17 protein-coding genes are annotated in these 17,478 nt (G+C 67.2%); 7 read left to right on the top strand and 10 right to left on the bottom strand.

Translation table 11 applies throughout. The annotated features are described in order from the left end of the window. Window positions 1-63 precede the first annotated feature (63 nt). The gene (locus B9S57_RS23095; protein WP_103515313.1) at window positions 64-603 is read right to left on the bottom strand and encodes a winged helix-turn-helix domain-containing protein; all 540 of its coding nucleotides are present in this window, start codon (window positions 601-603) and stop codon (window positions 64-66) included. A gap of 274 nt (window positions 604-877) precedes the next feature. On the opposite strand from B9S57_RS23095, the gene B9S57_RS23090 reads away from it, so the two are divergent. Continuing rightward, window positions 878-2,461 (top strand): ImmA/IrrE family metallo-endopeptidase, encoded by a 1,584-nt coding sequence (locus B9S57_RS23090; protein ID WP_103517513.1) that lies wholly within the window; start codon window positions 878-880, stop codon window positions 2,459-2,461. A 154-nt stretch (window positions 2,462-2,615) separates the two neighbouring features. Here the strand turns inward: B9S57_RS23090 and B9S57_RS23085 are convergent, their stop codons facing one another. Further along, window positions 2,616-3,620: a site-specific integrase gene (locus tag B9S57_RS23085; protein ID WP_258036522.1), complete on the bottom strand. Its 1,005-nt coding sequence runs from the start codon at window positions 3,618-3,620 to the stop codon at window positions 2,616-2,618. Here B9S57_RS23085 and B9S57_RS23080 point away from each other — a divergent pair. Further along, window positions 3,609-5,657: a restriction endonuclease gene (locus B9S57_RS23080; protein ID WP_181011441.1), complete on the top strand. Its 2,049-nt coding sequence runs from the start codon at window positions 3,609-3,611 to the stop codon at window positions 5,655-5,657. The genes B9S57_RS23085 and B9S57_RS23080 overlap by 12 nt on opposite strands. A 708-nt stretch (window positions 5,658-6,365) precedes the next feature. Then, window positions 6,366-7,106 carry a signal peptidase I gene (lepB, locus tag B9S57_RS23075; protein WP_103517516.1) on the top strand — a complete coding sequence of 247 codons (741 nt, stop codon included), beginning with the start codon at window positions 6,366-6,368 and terminating at the stop codon, window positions 7,104-7,106. A 168-nt stretch (window positions 7,107-7,274) separates the two neighbouring features. Here the strand turns inward: lepB and B9S57_RS23070 are convergent, their stop codons facing one another. The 3 genes from B9S57_RS23070 to B9S57_RS23060 all read right to left on the bottom strand — a co-directional run bounded on the left by B9S57_RS23070 (window position 7,275) and on the right by B9S57_RS23060 (window position 9,110). Next, complete coding sequence (locus B9S57_RS23070) at window positions 7,275-7,829, bottom strand: hypothetical protein (RefSeq protein WP_258036521.1); 555 nt, start codon at window positions 7,827-7,829, stop codon at window positions 7,275-7,277. Between the two features lie 139 nt (window positions 7,830-7,968). Then, complete coding sequence (locus tag B9S57_RS23065) at window positions 7,969-8,514, bottom strand: MOSC domain-containing protein (RefSeq protein WP_103517510.1); 546 nt, start codon at window positions 8,512-8,514, stop codon at window positions 7,969-7,971. A 32-nt stretch (window positions 8,515-8,546) separates the two neighbouring features. Then, on the bottom strand, window positions 8,547-9,110 hold the full coding sequence (locus tag B9S57_RS23060) for a flavoprotein (RefSeq protein WP_103517508.1): 564 nt from the start codon (window positions 9,108-9,110) through the stop codon (window positions 8,547-8,549). 244 nt (window positions 9,111-9,354) lie between these two features. Here B9S57_RS23060 and B9S57_RS23055 point away from each other — a divergent pair, with 244 nt between their 5' ends. From B9S57_RS23055 to B9S57_RS23040, 4 genes are all read left to right on the top strand, one after another. Further along, window positions 9,355-9,570 (top strand): hypothetical protein, encoded by a 216-nt coding sequence (locus B9S57_RS23055; protein ID WP_103517507.1) that lies wholly within the window; start codon window positions 9,355-9,357, stop codon window positions 9,568-9,570. A gap of 184 nt (window positions 9,571-9,754) precedes the next feature. Beyond that, window positions 9,755-10,189: a hypothetical protein gene (locus tag B9S57_RS23050; protein ID WP_103517505.1), complete on the top strand. Its 435-nt coding sequence runs from the start codon at window positions 9,755-9,757 to the stop codon at window positions 10,187-10,189. A gap of 22 nt (window positions 10,190-10,211) precedes the next feature. Beyond that, entirely contained in the window at window positions 10,212-11,582 is a 1,371-nt protein-coding gene (locus B9S57_RS23045; RefSeq protein ID WP_103517504.1) for a DUF1254 domain-containing protein, read from the top strand. Between the two features lie 42 nt (window positions 11,583-11,624). Continuing rightward, a complete protein-coding gene (locus tag B9S57_RS23040) occupies window positions 11,625-11,846 on the top strand; it encodes a DUF2277 domain-containing protein (protein ID WP_103517502.1) in 222 nt (73 codons plus the stop codon). A gap of 16 nt (window positions 11,847-11,862) precedes the next feature. Here B9S57_RS23040 and B9S57_RS23035 read toward each other — a convergent pair whose 3' ends face one another. The 5 genes from B9S57_RS23035 to B9S57_RS23015 all read right to left on the bottom strand — a co-directional run bounded on the left by B9S57_RS23035 (window position 11,863) and on the right by B9S57_RS23015 (window position 17,311). Continuing rightward, on the bottom strand, window positions 11,863-12,522 hold the full coding sequence (locus B9S57_RS23035; protein WP_103517501.1) for a DedA family protein: 660 nt from the start codon (window positions 12,520-12,522) through the stop codon (window positions 11,863-11,865). A 207-nt stretch (window positions 12,523-12,729) separates the two neighbouring features. Continuing rightward, on the bottom strand, window positions 12,730-13,188 hold the full coding sequence (locus B9S57_RS23030; RefSeq protein WP_103517499.1) for a DoxX family protein: 459 nt from the start codon (window positions 13,186-13,188) through the stop codon (window positions 12,730-12,732). Between the two features lie 112 nt (window positions 13,189-13,300). Beyond that, a complete protein-coding gene (locus B9S57_RS23025) occupies window positions 13,301-14,977 on the bottom strand; it encodes an alkaline phosphatase D family protein (protein WP_103517497.1) in 1,677 nt (558 codons plus the stop codon). A gap of 92 nt (window positions 14,978-15,069) precedes the next feature. Next, window positions 15,070-15,714, bottom strand: coding sequence for an HNH endonuclease family protein (locus tag B9S57_RS23020; RefSeq protein WP_103517495.1), 645 nt, complete (start codon window positions 15,712-15,714; stop codon window positions 15,070-15,072). A gap of 238 nt (window positions 15,715-15,952) precedes the next feature. Then, window positions 15,953-17,311: an IS4 family transposase gene (locus tag B9S57_RS23015; RefSeq protein WP_374935955.1), complete on the bottom strand. Its 1,359-nt coding sequence runs from the start codon at window positions 17,309-17,311 to the stop codon at window positions 15,953-15,955. Window positions 17,312-17,478 lie beyond the last annotated feature (167 nt).

Raw genomic sequence — 17,478 nt, 5'->3', positions numbered from 1 at the left:
GGCCCCGGACGCGCACGACCGGAGTCTGGCCGACCCGGCCCCAGGACCTCGCGCGTGGCGGCCTCAGCGACTGGCTGGCTTCGTCCTCGAAGACGATCCAGGCTCCGCGGGCCGCCGCTGTGCTTTTACCTCCGGCCACACCTCCTTCTTCCACAACTCCACTGCTTCGTCGTCCCGTTCGATCGCTCTGCGGGCCGGCTGCTGCCAGGACCAGCCGTGCCGCTTCAGCAGCCGCCATGTCCCCTCCACCGTGTAGCCGACGTGGAACAGCCGCCCGATCAACGTCTTCACCCGCGCCAGTGTCCAGCGCTGATCCGCCCAGCCGTGGGCGAGGGGGCCGCGCTCCAACTCGCGCTCAAGCCGAATGATTTGAGCTGAAGAAAGCCTCGGACGGCCTGGTGACCCCTTCGAGCGGACACCTTCCACACCTCGCTCCCGCCACTGCCGGCGCCAGCGCTCCACCGACCGCTCGCTCACCCTCAGCGCGGCCGCGATCTCCCTGTTCTTCCTGCCATCCTCGAAACGGCCGACCGCCTCCAGCCGGATCCGTTCCCTCGCCACCCTCTTGGCATCGGTCAAGCCGCCGCCCTGCGCGTATCTCACACCACACAGCTACCGACCCGGCTCAGCCGCCGTCAGGCGAACGACCCGACATCACCCAATCAAGTTCAGTAGTTCAGAGCGTCACAGATCCGAGTGAGCCCAGTAAGCGCTACGCTACAGATGGGGAGTGGGCTTACTGCGGTCATGAGCATGCCCCCGGATGTTGGCACGGCTTTCCGGTTGAGTGGAGGAGAGTACCTCAAAAGCTCCGAAATGCATGGTTAGCCTCACGGAAGGTAAAAAAGCGGAGCGTTAAGGAGCATTGGTGAGTGCAATGACTGGAAGCAATTGGGAGATGCTTGCCGGCGACCCGACTCAACTTGCCCTAAAGCTTTCATTTTTGCGTAACCCTCACGGTGCTGACGATAAGGCAGTCCCTGAAGAGGCTGCCTCATGGGGTTCGTTCGAGCTGTGGGTGGGTGGTGAAAACCTATGCGCCCATCTTGAGCAAGGTGAGGTTCTCTCTGCGTCGCATTGGTATATTCTGCCGCTCCTCGAATGGTTTACCGTGAACTGGGATGTACTCTTCCATGAGGAGCGCCTAGCCCTAAAGAACGCCGGTACTTCTGCTGCCGATAATATGGCGAGAACTAAAAGTCCACCTTTGACGCTCAAGGAATTCGACGAGTTTTCTTGGATGGATGAATGGGCGTCGTGGTGGGATCGGCACAGTTTTCGTTCGCGCCGAGAAGGTGGCCTTTTCCCCGATGTGTATTTTCGGCGCTATAGGGACACCTTGGAAGTGTCGACAGGTGCGGAGAATCTGGTGGGAATTCCAGACGATTTCACATTCTTGGCACCCAATCGACGATACGAGGTCAATCCTCGGGATGCGGCAAGCGCAATCTTTTCGGTGATTCAGGCAGCTTCTGAAGAGCTGGCTAGGCGAGTTGCAGGGCAGTCCGAAAGAATTGATCGGCTCGTAAATGCAGTTAATTCCCTCGCGGGGCCAGATCGAAAGTTGAAGCGGTACGCTCTTCTCGCTGGGTGCGGTGACGACGTTGAGTCCTATCAGCGAATCACGACTCTCGTTGATGGCGTATTCGATGCTGTACCGCAAACTGTTAAGGAGCGTATTACAGGTTCCAATCGGGATACTGATCTCGTGGTCTCGGGTAGCGCCTATGCGCAACTCGTGTATGGGGCGTACAGTCCGGAGTTGCAAGATGATGATATCCGTCTCATCGCCGGTACACTTCTGGAAAACTACACCGATGACGCCTCGGCATGGCTCAATAAGCTCTCTCTGCCTCTTGACCTGGCTGAAGTGAAAGATCTCAGTCCTGGTGAGCAAGGGAGTTGGCTGGGCGAGAAATCCTGCGAGCTCCTACTTGCCGACATTGATGAAGCAACGTGGATTGATATCCATGGCGTTTTGGATTCGCTTGGAGTGGGAAAGGGGCAACTCCCCCTTTCCGACCGGTCGATCAGGGCGATTTCGGTATTTGGTCCTACCCAGCGCCCGAAGGTTCTCTCCAATCCCTCTTTCAGATGGGGTAACACTTCGGAGATCGAGCGGTTTACTATGGCTCACGAACTCTGCCATCTGCTAATCGATCGAGATCATGCTGACGAGCTAGCGGTCGCCTCAGGGCCGTGGGCCCCAATGGCTATTGAGCAAAGAGCGAATGCCTTTGCTGCGTCTTTCTTGATGCCGACATGGCTATTGAGGGGCGTTATCGCTTCAGCAGGTGCGGATGTGAGAGAGTTCGACACTATCACTCAGATCGCAACTTCACTGCGTGTCAGTGTGACGACGACCATTGACCGACTTCTGAATTTGGGGGAACTCGATCCGGCGGAGCGCTACTCACTCAAGGCTCAATGGGCAAGCAATCGTTACCGGGATCGAGAGTAGCGTGCCACCCGATTGCACTCAGAGAGCGCCCTTTGAGTGCGACCCTATTCCTGCGGAGTCTGCCACCCTGCTCCCGATGTTGGCCATTGGCAATCGCTCGGCCAGTAGCGTATCGGGAGCAGGAGTGCAGAAAGTGGACCGCAGTTGGGAAGATTCAGCGGGCCCGAGGGGGGCGGCGCAAGAGGCGATCCATGTGTCGCATTGCCTCCCGTCGATGCTCATCGGATACGTGAGTGTAGATGTTCATTGTGACGGCGATCTGTGAGTGCCCCAAGATCTCCATCACGACCCGTGCCGGCACACCAGCGGCGAACAACAGCGTGGCGCATCCGTGTCGAGCGTCGTGAAGCCTAATTCGGCGCAGTCCCGCATCCTCCGTGATGCGTTCGAACGACCGGCTGAGGTTGCGCGGTTCGATCGTTCGCCCAGTCCTGGTTGTGAATACGTAGTCGCTCTCATGCCAGTCAAGCCCTGCGGCGAGGCGCTGAGATGCCTGACGGAGGCGCTGCCAGCGTAGCGGCGCCACGCACATGAGCGGGACGGGAAGGGCTCGTGTGCGCCTGTTCTTGGTTGAGTCCGCGTACAGCTCCTTCTGTACCCGCTGAATCTGATTCCGCACTGTGAGCGTGCGGCGCTCCAGGTCGATGTCTGACCAGCGCAGTCCGAGGACCTCTCCTCGACGCAGCCCCAGAGCCACGGCGAGCACGAACGCCGCGTACAGCGGATCCTTCCTGGCAGCCTCCAGGAACGTCGTCGTCTCCTCCAGGTTCCACGGCTTCAGCTCCCGCGACTGAACCCGCGGGGCCGGGACGAGTTTGACCACGTTCCTGCTGATCAACTCCTCGCGGCAGGCGGCCGTAAGAGCGCTGCGGAGAACGCGGTGCGACTCCTTGGCTGTGGCAGCCGACGCCTGTGCCGTCACCTCTGTGAGCATGCGGCGCACATCGGCGGCCCCAAGGGTCTCCAGACGTTTGGAGCCGATGCGCGGGATCAGGTAGCGGCGCACGTGCGTCTCGTACTTGGCGTACGTCGTCTTCTTGCGGTCGTCCCTGACGAACTCCTCCAGCCAGTAGGGCAGCCATTTGCCCTCGTTGTCAGTGCTTCCCTCTACTCTCGAGCGGAGAGCACCGCAGCGAAGGGGATGCAGATGCAGAGCCACCAGCCCGTACCCGCCAAGCCGTGGCGCGACCGTGGTAACTCACTCGGCTACATCCAAGGCGGCACTGAGGTCCAGGCGGATCTGCTCCGGCAGGTACTCGCTCAACTGCCCAGCGACGGAGATCGTTTGCTGGATTGGCTAACACCGGAAGGGAAGCGCATCAGTGCTCGTTGCGAGGACTTGTGCCGGCGGGTGCTCTCCGCGCCTGGTCTCGCCGAGCGGTCGGGCGGGGACCAGTGGCAGGCGAGCGCCTATGCGCAGGAGTGGCTGGAGAACAAGGACAACGCATTCCTGACCGCTCATCTGCATGCGCGTGTGAAGTTCTTCGGTGAGCTTCTTTCTGCGATCGAGGATGAGACGAAGCACGCGGATCTGCTGCAGGTGGCCACAGAGAAGTACGGTCTGAACTGGACAACTCTGTCACCCGTGCGGGACCGCACGGGGTGGCTCAGGAGCTTGGGGATGATCGAGTTGTGGGGCCAGCGCGTCGTGAGGACCGCACTGGGGGACAGCATGCTGGAAGTTCTTCCGCTCTGTCCGCCGGAGACGGCCCGGGGGGAAGGGGAGGAGATCCTCGAGTCAGCCAACGATGCGGGGGCAATTGCATTCTTGGGCGACTCCATGCAGTTGGAGCAGGTCGACCTTAGGAACCGCCGCACCCTGATCGGCTACATCCCACGGGGCAACGCTTCAGACAACCGTGATGGGGATTCGACCCTGACAGTGGCCGCTGCCTTGCGCAGATTGGTAGCTCTGTTGGGTGATGGTGCAGGGCTTGAAGAGTTCGGTGAGCTATGCGGAAACGAGTTCGGAATCAGTAAGACATCTTTCACCACGATGATGCATGCCCTACGGCACACCGGACTTATCGAGCAGACATCGTTCAATCGTTTCGCGCCGAGCGAGGAGGCACACCGGCTCATCGACGAGGGGAACGGGCAATTGCTCGTCGTGTATCTGCATGCCCGGTATTTGTTCTTCGGTGAGATCTTGCACCATTTGGAAAAGCCTGCGACTACCTCGGCGCTGGTGACTCTGGCGAAGGAAATGTACGGCTATGCCCAGGCGTCGAATGGGGAGGTCCGTCTCAGGCTCGGGTTTCTCCAGGATGCGGGCCTGGTCGAACGGGTGGATTGGCAGCGGTTCCGTGTTACTGCGGCCGGGCGGAGTTTTGTCAAAAACCTGACACTTCAGCTTCCGGCCAAAGGTGAGACGGAGGAAACTGGTGCGGCAGGGCTGCAAGACGCGCCCTCTTCCTTGCTATCTGAGGAAGTCATCGCCCAGCTGCGGCAGTACGGAAATGTTGGTACGGAAAGTCGAGAGTTCGAGGAAGCGGTTGCACGCGCGTTTGCCTTTCTCGGGTTCCAGGCCGAGCATCTAGGCGGATCGGGCCGCACGGACGTTCTGGGCATCGCACAGCTGGCCGCAAAGGACCGCTTCCGGATCATCGTGGACGCGAAGAGTTCAGGGAACGGCCAAGTCGCCGAATCCAGCATTAAGTTCGACGCGCTACGCGATCACAAAAGAAAGCACAAGGCCGATCACGTAGTCGTTGTAGGGCCGGAGTTTGCTCCACGCCTCAAAAACTGGGCGGTGGAGAACGAGGTTATCCTTCTGCGGATCGACGAACTCGCCGCACTGCTCGACTCTCACTCGCGAAATCCGATGCCCCTTACCGAACTCCGGGATTCCTTTTCGCGAATCGATACGTTCAGCGACGACCTGGCCGAGCGATACCAGGCTCTGGAACGACGGTCATTGCTCATGCGCAGGATCATCGACTTGGCTTTCCAGGAAGCCGTGGACGAAGATCCCGTCGACGACGGGTACATCAGTGTAGAGAACATTCTCTATGCTTTGCGGAAGGAGTTCACGCCCCGACCGTCCCGGCAAGAGGTAGACGAGTTGATGACGTTCCTTTCGAGTCCTATTGTGGCCGGGCTGGAATCCATCAAGGGCCGTCACAAACTGATCGATTCGCCCCGGAACCTTGCGCTACGCCTATCCGGTCTGGGCGGCACTTTCGCCAGGGGGTGAGGGCTATTACTCCGGCTAATCACCTGGCAGCCGCGCCGGCGGCCTGCCGCAACCAGCTTCGCTCTCGCATCCACTGGTGTGACATGTAGTGGCACCCGGTTGCTCGAATCTGCAGGGCGCCTATCGGCGGAGCGTGTGCCAGATGCGTGCCAGATCGAGCGGTCATTCACGGTTGATTGGGGTGTGAGGCGGTGCAGGCACGGGCTGACAGGCCTGGTGCTGCTATACGGTTGTTGACCAGCCAGGACGTGCCCATGATCGGCGCCAGGCTTACAAAGCAGATGTCGGCGGTTCGAAACCGTCCGCGCCCACCAACAGGAACGCCCCCGCAGCACGTCGCTGCGGGGGCGTTGACGGTAGTAGGTGACGGCAGTTCCTCGGGCGTATCGCGCTCGGCGTGAGGGGAGAACATGCCGTGACTGGGGTGGCCGGTTCCACGGTCTCAGCCAGCCGCTTCGGGGTACTCCTTTAAGATCATGGCTCCGCCGTTGTGCTGACTGTGCAGCACGGACGGCCCGACTCGCCGGCAGCCCGGAGCCCAGCCCGGAAGTTGCTCCAGCCGAAAGCCGCTCCGCCAGTGGTGCGGACAGCTGTGAGGACTCGGAAGGCTCTGTGGGTGAACGAGGTGCAGAGGTCCGGATTCCGGGAACTCCCGTTCGTTGTGTCTGTGGTGGACCCGTCTACGTGGGTACGGGGATCACTTCGGACATGGTGCGCTCGGATCCGGGCGCGGGGGTTGGGGGCGTGGTTGTGAAGGGCTTTTCCACTGGCGCACGGTCGAGATCCGGGGACGCCGATGAGACGGGCGAGGGCAGGCGGAAGGAACGCTCCTTCTGGAGGGAGCTGCCGATCCTCGTCGTCCTGGCGTTGGTGCTCTCTCTGGGCATCAAGATGTTCTTCGTGCAGGCGTTCTCGATCCCGTCCGAGTCGATGCAGAACACGCTGCAGGTGGGCGACCGTGTGTTGGTCGACAAGCTGACTCCGTGGTTCGGGTCCAAGCCGCAGCGCGGGGAGGTCGTGGTCTTCCATGACCCGGGTGGGTGGCTCCCTGGGAGGACCGGGGAGCCGAACGCGGTGCAGAAGGCTCTGAGCTTCGTCGGCCTGATGCCGTCGGCGGACGAGAAGGACCTGATCAAGCGGGTGATCGCGGTGGGAGGTGACACCGTGGAGTGCTCGGGGAGCGGCCCTGTGAAGGTCAATGGGGATGCGCTGGAGGATGCGTTCGTCTACCCGGGCAACACTCCGTGCGGCGACAAGCCCTTCGGGCCGATCGACGTGCCCAAGGGGAAGATCTGGGTGATGGGTGACCACCGACAGGACTCCTCGGACTCCCGGTACCACCAGGACCTGCCCGGTGGCGGCACCATCGACGAGGATCAGGTCATAGGCCGGGCTTTCGTCGTCGCGTGGCCGGTCACGCGCTGGGCGCCGCTGTCGGCGTCACGGTAGCGAGCCTCTCTGCGTGTTCCGACTTCGCGCAGACCGGCGGTGGACTCAGCTGTCCCTCCGGAGCCCTGTGATGCCGGATCAGGTGATGCCTGCGAGAGACGGTGGCGCACGGTCGGCTCTCCGGGCCGCCCCCGGGACAGGCCGGACGACGGACCGCCGGGGCCGCAGTCAGGGGGTCCTGTACGTGACCACCGCGCGGGCGGCCGGGCCACGGAAGGCGTCCGGGTTGATGTCGGAGCGTTCCACCAGGACGTTGACGAAGGAGCCGTCGTAGGCCCATGCGGGGCCCCTGAGAGCGGGACCGCACAGGCCTACCGGGTGATCGGATTCGCCGTCGCCCAGCCCGTACATACCGCCGCTCTGCTTGTCGAACGGGGGCGCGCCCTCGGCGAGGAGGCCGGACCGGTGGAGGAATTCCGGTATCCGGCTGCTCAGGAAGGAGATTCGGGCAGTGCCGTCCTCGGTGAAGTAGTGGACGTCGGAGGCGTCCTCGGGGATCGGGGCGTTGCCGATGCCGATCACGCTCGACAACGGCGCGTCGCTCCCCTCGCAGGCCCGGGCGTCGCCGAACGGGTGGAAGAGATCGTCCTGGAACAGCCAGACGAGCCCTCCGACCGGGATGGCCAGGACGAGTGCGGCGATCCCCAGGCGGGACAGCAGGCCTCTCGGCCGGGTCCTGCCGTCGGCCTCGGTCTGCGCGTCGGCTCTTCCCGAACCACCCATGACTGCTCCCCCGGACGTGCACGTTCTCCCTGCGGACACGCGGATCCTACGCCGGTGATCCGCTCTCCTCTGCGGGCCGTCCAGGCCATCGCCCGGACGGCAAGTCCTCTCCCCAGGCGCTGCTTTGGTGGCTGATCGCTCAGACACGCTCCAGCGGGCGGTGCGGGCCCGGCGGGAGTTCGGCTTCGACGGTGTCGTGCGGGCGCACCGGGCCGCCGTGGCGGACCACGGCCATGACGCCGGACTTGAACGTGAAGTCCCCCGAGGCCGGGTCGATGGCGAAGACCTCTCCGAGAAGGCCCTGCCGGAAGTCGTTGATCTTCGCGCACGGGTTGCGCAGGCCCGTCACCTCCACCACCGCCTGGTCGCCGAGGTGCAGCAGGGTGCCTGTGGGGAGGGCGAGCAGATCGATGTCCCGGGTGGTGATGTTCTCGCCGAGCTGACCCGCGGCGACGGCATAGCCCTTGAGGGCGAGTTCACCGAAGAGCTCCTCGTGCATCAGGTGCACCTGACGCAGATTGGGCAGGTCGGGTTCGTACGTCATGCGGAACTGATGGCGGATCGTCTCGCCCGCGTGCACGTCCCCTTCGACACCCAGTCCGGCGAGCAGGGTGACGGACTCGCGATTGGGCTTGCTGAACGAGTACGTCGCGTTGCTGCTCACTGCTGTGATCCGGCCTGCCATGGTCCGTCCTTCGCGCGGTTCGGTGTGGTGCGTCAACGAGCCAGCAACGCTGTGCGGCCGAGGATCGTGGCCCAGGGCGGCTCTCGGTCCGCGGGCTCCTGGCGTGGCTCGTGCAGTGGCCAGACGTCCGCCCCGTACACCAGCCGCACGCCTGCCCTCCGCAGCGCCTCGATGTGGCTCTCCCACGCCGGGTGGCGCGCGTGTGCCGCGTTGATCCGCGGGAACACCACCACCGGGACGCCGGTCGTGCCCAGAGCTTCGCTCACCTGCGTCAGCGCCTGGTTGTCCGCGATGCCCGTGGCCAGCTTGGCCACGTAGTTCGCGCTCGCCGGGGCGACGACGCAGCAGTCGGCGACGGGGTGCGGGCGGGGCTCCGTCGGCAGACGGGGGGTGTCGCGTACCGGCAGGCCGGTCAGAGACTCCAGCCGGTCCAGCTCACCGTCGGCCCTCAGCCATCGGCCGGCGTTCGGGGTGAGCGTCACGGCCACCTGCCAGCCGAGGGCGATGGCCGGTTCGACCAGGCCGATGCGCAGCCTCTGGACTCCGTCGGTCGCCGTACCCACGACTGCCAGTACTCCGCGTGTGTTCGCACTCACCGTTCCTCCGCCCTCTGCGCGGTCCGCCTTCCGGCCCGCGCTACCGCAGAGACCTACCACGAGCCCGGCGGCCGCCGGTAGGCCCTGTCCGTACGACAGGGCGCCGGTCGGAGACGCCGAGGTCCTGGTGCATGAGGCTGTGCAGGGCGTCCTTGAGGAGTGCGTGGACGTGGCCAGGCCGTCGCCCCGGCCGCCCCGCTGGTCCCGGGATGCGCGAGGGCGGGGGGCGGGGGACCGTGGAGGCATGTCCGGACTTCCGCCCGTGATCGTGTATCCGCCCTCGCCGACCGGTGGGCGGCGGGTGACCGTGCGTGGGCAGATCGTGGGGCTGGCGCACGGGCGTGGGGATGTGGCCTCGTTCCTGCGGCGGGCCGGGCTCGCCCAGGGGGCCGACGAGATCGATCTGGACCAGCCGGAGTTGATCGAGTGGCGGGGCGGGGATCTCGACACCTGGCGCTGAGTACGGGGTGCCGGGTGGTGTTCACCATGGAAGACGGGCCGGGGCGGGCCGTCAGCTGCGGGAGCGCCACGGCAGGGCGGGCCGCCACCCGAACGGGTGCGTCGGGGTCGTGGCGGGGGCGCCCTGCGCACAGGGTCGGATCTGCCCGCAGCCGTGCGGGACGGTCGTCGAGCGGAGGAGTCCCATGGCCCAGTCAGCATCCGAACCCGGCACCTCGCGCCCCTCCTCCACCGATCCCGGGGGCCCCTGGGCGGCGGGCGGGGTGATGTTCGCGGGGGTCGTGCTCCTCGTCGACGGCATCCTCGCCATCGTCAAGGGGATCGCGGGCATCGCGTCCGACGAGGTGTACACGCGCATCAGCAACTACACGTTCAAGTTCGACGTCACCGCCTGGGGCTGGATCCACCTCGTCCTCGGGGTGCTCCTCGTGTTCGTCGGGTGGGGCATCCTCAAGGGCGCGGCGTGGGCCTGGGGTGTGGGCATCGGGCTGGCCGCGCTGAACCTGGTCGCGAATTTCGTCTGGCTGCCGTACCAGCCGGTGTGGGCGGTCATCTCCGTGGCGCTCGACACCTTCGTGATCTGGGCCCTGTGCTCCCACCGGGCGAAGCCGGTCATCTGACGTGAACCCCGGGCGAGGTGGCATGGAACCGGACGCGATCACGGCGCTGGCCGCCGAGGCGTACGTCTACGGGTCGCCGCTCGTCCGCCAGCTGTCGGCGGTCCGGGCATGCCTCCAGGAGGGGTGCGGTGCCCTGGCGCCGTCGCCGTTCAACGACTTCGCCCATGCCGACGGGCCGGCGACGCCCGGGACGCACGTCCCGTTCGCCCCGGCCGACCTCGTCGACGCGCTCGCCCAGCTCGACCTGTCAGGGGGGCCGGTCAGGCTGCACGTCCCGGACACCGCCGGTGCGTACTACGTCCTCCAGTTCGTGGACGCGTGGGGCAACGCCTTCGCCTATCTCGGGCCCCGGGCGACCGGAAGCGGCGAGGGGGACTGGCTGGTCGTGCCGCCCGGATGGTCCGTCACCGTGCCCGACGTGGTGTCGGGGGTGATCGACGCGCCCACCTCGGTCGTCTCCGTCGTCGGCCGCCTGGCGTGCGACGGCCCCGAGGACATGCCGCGGGTCAGGGCGCTCCAGCAGGAGCTCACCCTCACGCATCTGGGCGATCGTGCTCACCGGACCGGGCTCCCCGCGACCGAGTCCGGGGTCCCTGGGGAGCTGAGGTTCTTCGAGGAGCTCCGCGTGTGGATGGCGGACTTCCCGCCCGCCGCGGCCGATCGCGCGTACCAGGACCGCTTCCAGCCGCTGGGGCTCCTGGAGGAGGGCATCTCGCCGTACGTGTCGGCCGGGCCCTCTCTCGCGCGCGGTCTGGGGCGCGGGCTCGCGCTGGGCAGGCTGCGGGTGGAGGAGGCGGCGCGGCGGCCCGTGGCCGGCGGACCGCCGGGTTCGTGGCAGACGGTGCCGCACCTGCGCGACTACAACCTGGACCACCTCGGTGTCGGCACCCTCGGCTCACCGGAGTGGAGGATTCCCGACCGGGAGGCGTCGTACCTGGTCAGGGCGGTGGCGGCGCGGCGGGGCCGGTGGCTTCCGCACGGGTACGAGGCGGTGTACGCGCACACGTCCCGTGACTCCCGGGGCCACTCGCTCACCGGTGCCCACCGCTACGTCCTGCGCCTGGCACAGCCGCCGCCGGTCCGGGCCTTCTGGTCGCTGACCGTGTACGACAGTCCTGGGGGTCACCTGGTCGTGAACGCGGCGGACCGGTACGCGATCGGCGACCGGACACCGGGGCTCGTGTACGGCGCGGACGGCTCGCTGACGCTGCACCTGTCCGCCGAGCGGCCCGAGGCCCCGGAGGCGGCCGCGAACTGGCTGCCGGTGCCGGCCGGGGCCTTCCTGCCGCTGATGCGTCTGCACCTGCCCGGGCAGCCCGTACTCGACGGAACCTACGTCCTCCCGCCGTTCGCGAGGGCACCGGACCGACGGACCTCCGCGGACGCTCCGTAGGTCCCCGGGCGCGTTGTCAGTGGTACGTCGCACACTGGAGGCATGTGCCGCAGCATCAAGACGCTTCGTCCGCCCGCCATCCCCGAAGAGGCCACCGAGGAGGAGATGAGAGCCGCCGCCCTGCAGTACGTCCGCAAGGTCTCGGGCTTCCGCGCGCCCGCCGCGCACAACCAGGAGGTCTTCGACCGCGCCGTGGCCGAGATCGCCGAGTCGACCCAGCGGCTGCTGGACGGCCTGGAGATACGGGGCGCCGCCCGGGTCTGAGCGAGGTCCCGGGTGCTCAGGTCCCGGCCGGGGCCCCGGCGGCAGGGGCCGCCGAGGCGTGGGCGGGGCGGCGGATGACCACGGCCGCCAGCGCACCGGCCAGGAACAGGGCGAGGACCGAGACGGCCGTGCCCATCCAGCCCGCGCCCAGCCACTGGCCGCCGAAGTAGCCGAGGCCCACGCTGTAGACCGCCCAGGCCACTCCGGCGACGGCGGACCAGGGCAGAAATTCCTTCACCTTGCGGTGTGCGGCCCCCGCGCCCAGGGAGACGACGGAGCGGCCGGCCGGGGCGAAACGGGCGATGACCACGAGCGCGCCCCCGCCACGGCTCAGCGCCGCACCGAGGCGTTCCTGCGCGGAGGTGAGGCGGCGCGACCGGGCGATCGCCCGGTCGAGGCGGTCACCGCCGCGCCAGGCCAGGCGGTAGGCGACGAGGTCACCGAGGACCGAGGCGGTGGCTGCGCAGAGGGTCAGAGCCACGAGCGAGGGCACCTGCCGGGTGGCCTCGCCGGCCGTGGCTGTGACGGTGGTGGTGCCCGCGGCCGCAGCCGTGGCAGCGGTGATCACCAGCACGCCACTGGGGAGGACGGGCAGCAGGACGTCGAGGAGGACCGAGAGGGCGACCACCGCGTAGATCCATGGGCTGCCGGTCAGCGCGCCCACACTCTCGAGCACTTTCTACTCCCCGATTCCGTGTTCCGTGTCAACGCCGCGACGTCGCAGGGGAGCGGCATGAGCGGCAGGCTCAGCTGTACAGCGTACGCCTGCCGTTCACCCGGTTCACCTGGTATTCGCCGGGTGGGCGGCGGATGTTGCGCAGGTCACGTGACGGCCCCGGCCCCCCTCGGGAGGAGGGGGGGCCGGGGCGCGGGGCGCGGGAGGTCAGACCGTGACGGCCCGGGCCTTCTCCGGGGCGGGTGCGCCCTCACGCGCGGAGCCACCGCGCGAGGAGAACAGCCGGTCCACGGCCACGGCTCCGGGGCCGGTGAAGACCAGTAGCAGGAAGGCCCAGCAGAAGACCGTCGATGCCTCGCCGCCGTTCTGCAGGGGGAACAGCGACTCGGGCTGGTGGACCTTGAAGTACGCGTAGGCCATGGAGCCGGAGGAGATCAGAGCGGCGATCCGGGTACCGAGGCCGAGTGCGACCAGAGTGCCGCCGACGAGCTGGATCACCGCGGCGTACCAGCCGGGCCAGGTGCCGGTCGGCACGGTGCCGCCGCCCATGGGGCCGCCGAGGACCCCGAAGAGGGAGGCGGCGCCGTGGCAGGCGAAGAGGAAGCCGACGACGGCCCGGAAGAGGCCGAGTGCGTAGGGCTGGGCCCGGTTCAGACGAGTGGACATGGGGGGTGGGGCTCCTTCGGTCTGGGGACGTGAACCGATCGGGGCCCATCAGGTTAGGGTGACCTCATAAGTGCTTGCAAGTTCAACATTCTGTCGACTGACTGAAAGGTGGTCATTCGTTCGAGGTCAGCGAGCGCTCCAGAACGGTCTCGAGCTGTGATCCCGTGGGTGTGGCCCTGGCCTGAACCAATGTCAGCGCAGCTTTCCGGCCGCGCAGGGTGAGGGTCATGAGCTGATTGCCGAACCACGGCCCGCCCGTTCTCCGCCAGCGCGTCGGGCGGCTCCCCGTCCGTCCGTGGAGCGCCAGCGCGCGCCCGAGCCACCGGCCCGCCCGGCTCCAGCCGAACCGGAAGCCGGCGCGCATGTATCCGGGGATCGAGTTGTGGACGGGGGAGCAGGTCAGTTGCAGGACGTGTGCGGCGGGCGTGCCGTCCGGTGTGGAATCGGACCACCGGGGTTCGGCGATGTAGGCATGGTGCACATCGCCCGAGAGCACGCAAATCGTCGCGGGGGCGTCATGGGCGCGTCCGGCTTCCCTCAGCAGCTCCGACAGTCGGCGGAAGGATTCCGGGAACGCGGCCCAATGCTCCAGGTCACCGGCCCGGCGCACCTTCTCCCCGCGGCGCGCCCAGCGTTCGCCGCGCTCCCCGCGGCACAGGGCCGCGTTCCATGTCTCCGCGTCGTGTATGAGGTGCGGCAGCAGCCACGGGAGCGAGGTGCCGATCAGCAGATGGTCGAACGCGCCGGGGTCCGTGAGCATCTCGTCGCGCAGCCACCGGGCCTCCTCGTCGCGGAGCATCGCCCGTTGCTCCTCCTCCAGGGCCCGGGCCGCGCGCGTGTCCACCATCAGCAGCCGTACTCGGCCGAAAACACGCCGGTAGCTCCACCGGGTCCGCGTGGGATCGGCGTCGGCGTCGGCCGCGTGGCGCCGCAGCGTCTCGGTGCCGTCCGGGGCGGTGCGTACGGCCGCGTAGACGGGGTCGGCCTCCAAGGCGTCGGGGGAGAGGTTGCCGAGGTGTTGATAGACCCAGTACGACATGAGCCCGCTGACGATCCGCTCGTGCCACCACGGCGTGCGGCGCATGTCCCGGACCCAGGCCGCGCTGGTGTTCCAGTCGTCCACGACGTCGTGGTCGTCGAAGATCATGCAGCTGGGGACCGTGGAGAGCAGCCACCGCACGTCCGGGTCGCGCCAGGACTCGTCGTAGAGGTGGGTGTACTCCTCGTAGTCCGCGACCTCGGCGCCCGGCGCCTCCTCCAGGTCGCGGCGTGCCGCGAGCCGCTTCCTGGTGGCCGCCGAGGTCTCGTCCGCGTACACCTGGTCGCCGAGGAGCAGGAGGACGTCGGGGCGTACGGCCTCCGGGTCGGCGGCGAGACGCACGGCCAGGGTGTCGAGCGCGTCGGGGCCGATCGCGTCGTGCCCGTGGGCGGGCGGTGCGGCCCAGCGGCAGGAACCGAAGGCGACCCGGACCGGATCCGCCTCGTCCGGCTGCGGCACGGCGGGGGTGGTGATCGTGCTCGGCGGGAAGCGGGAGTCCTCGGGCGGCCAGACGCGGCGGCCGTCGAGCAGCACCTCGTAAGGTGTGGTCGAACCGGCCGTCAGGCCCGTCACCACCACGAGGGCGTAGTGGTGCCCCTCGACCGCGAAGGTGGGCGAGGCGCCGGTCGCCCCGTCGGCGCAGCGGACCTCCGCCGTGCAGGGCCTGGTCGCCTCCACCCAGACCGTCGCCCGGGAGCCGGACTCCCAGTCGACGTACCTCAGCAGCGGTCCCAGGCGTAGCCCGGCCATGTGTGCCCTCCTCGCGTCGCCGTCACCGGTGGCTCCGTAGGGTACGGAACGACGGAGGAGGGCGGGTAGGCCCGCCGGGGCGGGAGGGTGGGTCAGCAGCCGTTCAGGACGGACTGGAGGGCGCTCTTCTCGGTGGAGTCGACCTTCAGGTCGTAGTAGTGCTTCACGTGCACCCAGGCGCGGGCGTAGGTGCAGCGGTAGGCCGTGCGCGGCGGGAGCCACTCGCCCGGATCCCGGTCACCCTTGGACTGGTTGACGTTGTCGGTGACCGCGATGAGCTGAGGGCGGGTCAGGTCGTTGGCGAAGGACTGGCGCTGGGCGGTGGTCCAGCCGCTGGCTCCGGAGCGCCAGGCTTCGGCGAGCGGCACCATGTGGTCGATGTCCAGGTCCCCGGAGGCGGTCCAGGTGGCGCCGTCGTACTGCGAGTACCAACTGCCGCTGGTGGCGGCGCAGGAGGAGTCCTGGACGACGCCGGTGCCGTCGCGCTTCAGGACCACTTCACGGGTGTTGCAGGCCCCCGACTGGGTGATCCAGTGCGGGAACTTGTCGCGGCTGTAGCCGGAGGAGGAGCCCTCGGTGGAGACGGTGAGCTGGCTCAGGTACGAACGGGCGGTCGAGGCGCTGACCGGGGTGGGCATCGCGGCCTGGGCGGTGGGGGCCGTGAGAAGGCCGGTGGTTGCGGCGAGCGCGGCCGAGGCGGCGACGACGGCTATGCGACGCGCGTAGATACCGGACATGCGAACTCCCTTGGTGTGGGGGGACGTTGGGCAGCGACCTGTGGAGCCAGGCCATCGTGGCGGCGCCGGGTTTCGGTGGGGTGGTCGCCAGGTAACAGGGTGGCGACATGCGCACGTCACATCAAGGGGTAGGGCGGTAGTTCTGACGTCCCGTCCGAAGGCTGTTCGAGGAGCGAGGTTGACGGACCGGTGGTCCGGGGGTGGTCAGGACGCACCCCCTAGGGTCAATGCCGTTCGGTTAGCCGTCTGGCGGGTTTGGCAACGTACGGATCTCGATGTGGACGGTGGTCTTGTGGGTGCGATGGTCGATGTCGCGGCCGACGGCGCGGTACTTGGAACTGATCGCTCGTTTCTTCACGCGGGGCCGGGACCGTTCTCGGCGGGCGGGTAGGAGGCCGTTGAGTATGGCGGTGCCGATCCGGCCGACGAGGTCGATCCGGGTGTGGGTGATGATGCCGGCCGCACGGATGATCTGGTCACGTGCCGTGTTCAGCGCGATGGTGAATGCGGCGCGGTCGGGGTCGATGTCGGGCCGGTGCAGGACAGCGTCGCTCATCGCGGTGCGTAGTGCCTGGTAGGCGACCAGGAGTGCCCAGGTCTCCTGGGTGACGGCTGCCGGGTGGCGTCCGCGCAGGACTCTGCCACCGAGGATGGTCGATTTCAGCTCGCAGTAGCTGGTCTCGATTTCCCAGCGCTCGCGGTAGAGCCTGACCAGTGCGGTGGCGGGTGCCTCGTCCGGGTCGAGCAGGCTGGTGACAAGCCGGTAGGTGCTACGAGTGACGGGGCGCTTGCCGGTGCCGTCGGTGGGGGTGAGAGTGATGGTGGCCTCGATGACGCGGACGGTGACTTCCCCTATGCGGGACAGGAACGTGCCGTCGGGCAGCCGGCGCCCGATCGGCAACTTGAGAGCCGTGGTGTGGGTCTTGGCACGGATGAGGAAGTCCGCGCCGGTGGAGGCGACCGTGCTCACGAAGGCGGTGGCGGAGAAGTTCCGGTCGCCCAGCAGCAGCGTTCCGGGCCGTAGCGCTCCGGTCGTGCCCGCGGTGGTGGCCAGGTCGCGGGCGTAGGTCAGTTCGCCGGTCGCGTCGGTGCCGAAGACGGCGTCCAGGAGGGTTCGGGTCCCGCAGGCCACCAGCGTGACCAGACGCAGCATCGGGTATCCGGCCGGCCCGTTCTGTCCTGCCTTCGCCTTGGGGAACACTTGCAGGTTCGCGGGTGTGTCCGGCAGGGCGATCTGGGTGCCGTCGATCGCGACCACCAGTCTGCCCGCGAACCGTGTCATTTGTGTCGCGGCCACTGCTGCGGGGCCTTTGACCAGGTCGAAGAGTGCTTTCAACGGTTTGGGGCCGACGCGTCGCATCGCGGCCGTGATCGATGAACCCGCCGGCACGGGCAGCGGCGCGGGCAGTGAGGCGGTCAGCCGGGACCAGATCCCGGTCCAGCCCAGGCCGGTGAACAGCGCGCCTGCGAGCAGGAGGTAGACCACCACCCGCGACGGCAGCCGCCGCACCCGCTGCTGCAGACCACCCGCGGATGCGAGCGCCTCATCGACGAGATGGAAGGGAACAACCTGGGTCAACTCGCCCAGGTGCCCCACGGCAAACACACCGGGGGCATGCGTAATGACAGAATCGGACACAGCAGCCCTTGTGGAGGAACACGAGTCTTGGCGGACCCGAGAACCACTACAAGGGCTGCACCCGTATCACCAGCCGAAACGCCGAGCATTGCGCCGCAGATCGAACCTCTAACCGAACGGCATTG

It is taken from the genome of Streptomyces sp. SM10 (genome assembly GCF_002910915.1).
In the GTDB taxonomy this organism is placed as follows: Bacteria; Actinomycetota; Actinomycetes; order Streptomycetales; family Streptomycetaceae; genus Streptomyces.
The sequence above is the reverse complement of the archived record's forward strand: the minus strand, read 5'-3'. Positions and strand labels throughout refer to the sequence as shown.

Coding starts and splice junctions, on each gene's coding strand:
- B9S57_RS23090 (WP_103517513.1), top strand. CDS start 878: ATGACTGGAAGCAATTGGGAGATGCTTGCCGGCGACCCGACTCAACTT.
- B9S57_RS23020 (WP_103517495.1), bottom strand. CDS start 15,714: ATGTCCGGTATCTACGCGCGTCGCATAGCCGTCGTCGCCGCCTCGGCC.
- B9S57_RS23040 (WP_103517502.1), top strand. CDS start 11,625: ATGTGCCGCAGCATCAAGACGCTTCGTCCGCCCGCCATCCCCGAAGAG.
- lepB (WP_103517516.1), top strand. CDS start 6,366: ATGGTGCGCTCGGATCCGGGCGCGGGGGTTGGGGGCGTGGTTGTGAAG.
- B9S57_RS23050 (WP_103517505.1), top strand. CDS start 9,755: ATGGCCCAGTCAGCATCCGAACCCGGCACCTCGCGCCCCTCCTCCACC.
- B9S57_RS23030 (WP_103517499.1), bottom strand. CDS start 13,188: ATGTCCACTCGTCTGAACCGGGCCCAGCCCTACGCACTCGGCCTCTTC.
- B9S57_RS23080 (WP_181011441.1), top strand. CDS start 3,609: ATGCAGAGCCACCAGCCCGTACCCGCCAAGCCGTGGCGCGACCGTGGT.
- B9S57_RS23045 (WP_103517504.1), top strand. CDS start 10,212: ATGGAACCGGACGCGATCACGGCGCTGGCCGCCGAGGCGTACGTCTAC.
- B9S57_RS23055 (WP_103517507.1), top strand. CDS start 9,355: ATGTCCGGACTTCCGCCCGTGATCGTGTATCCGCCCTCGCCGACCGGT.
- B9S57_RS23065 (WP_103517510.1), bottom strand. CDS start 8,514: ATGGCAGGCCGGATCACAGCAGTGAGCAGCAACGCGACGTACTCGTTC.
- B9S57_RS23070 (WP_258036521.1), bottom strand. CDS start 7,829: ATGGGTGGTTCGGGAAGAGCCGACGCGCAGACCGAGGCCGACGGCAGG.
- B9S57_RS23025 (WP_103517497.1), bottom strand. CDS start 14,977: ATGGCCGGGCTACGCCTGGGACCGCTGCTGAGGTACGTCGACTGGGAG.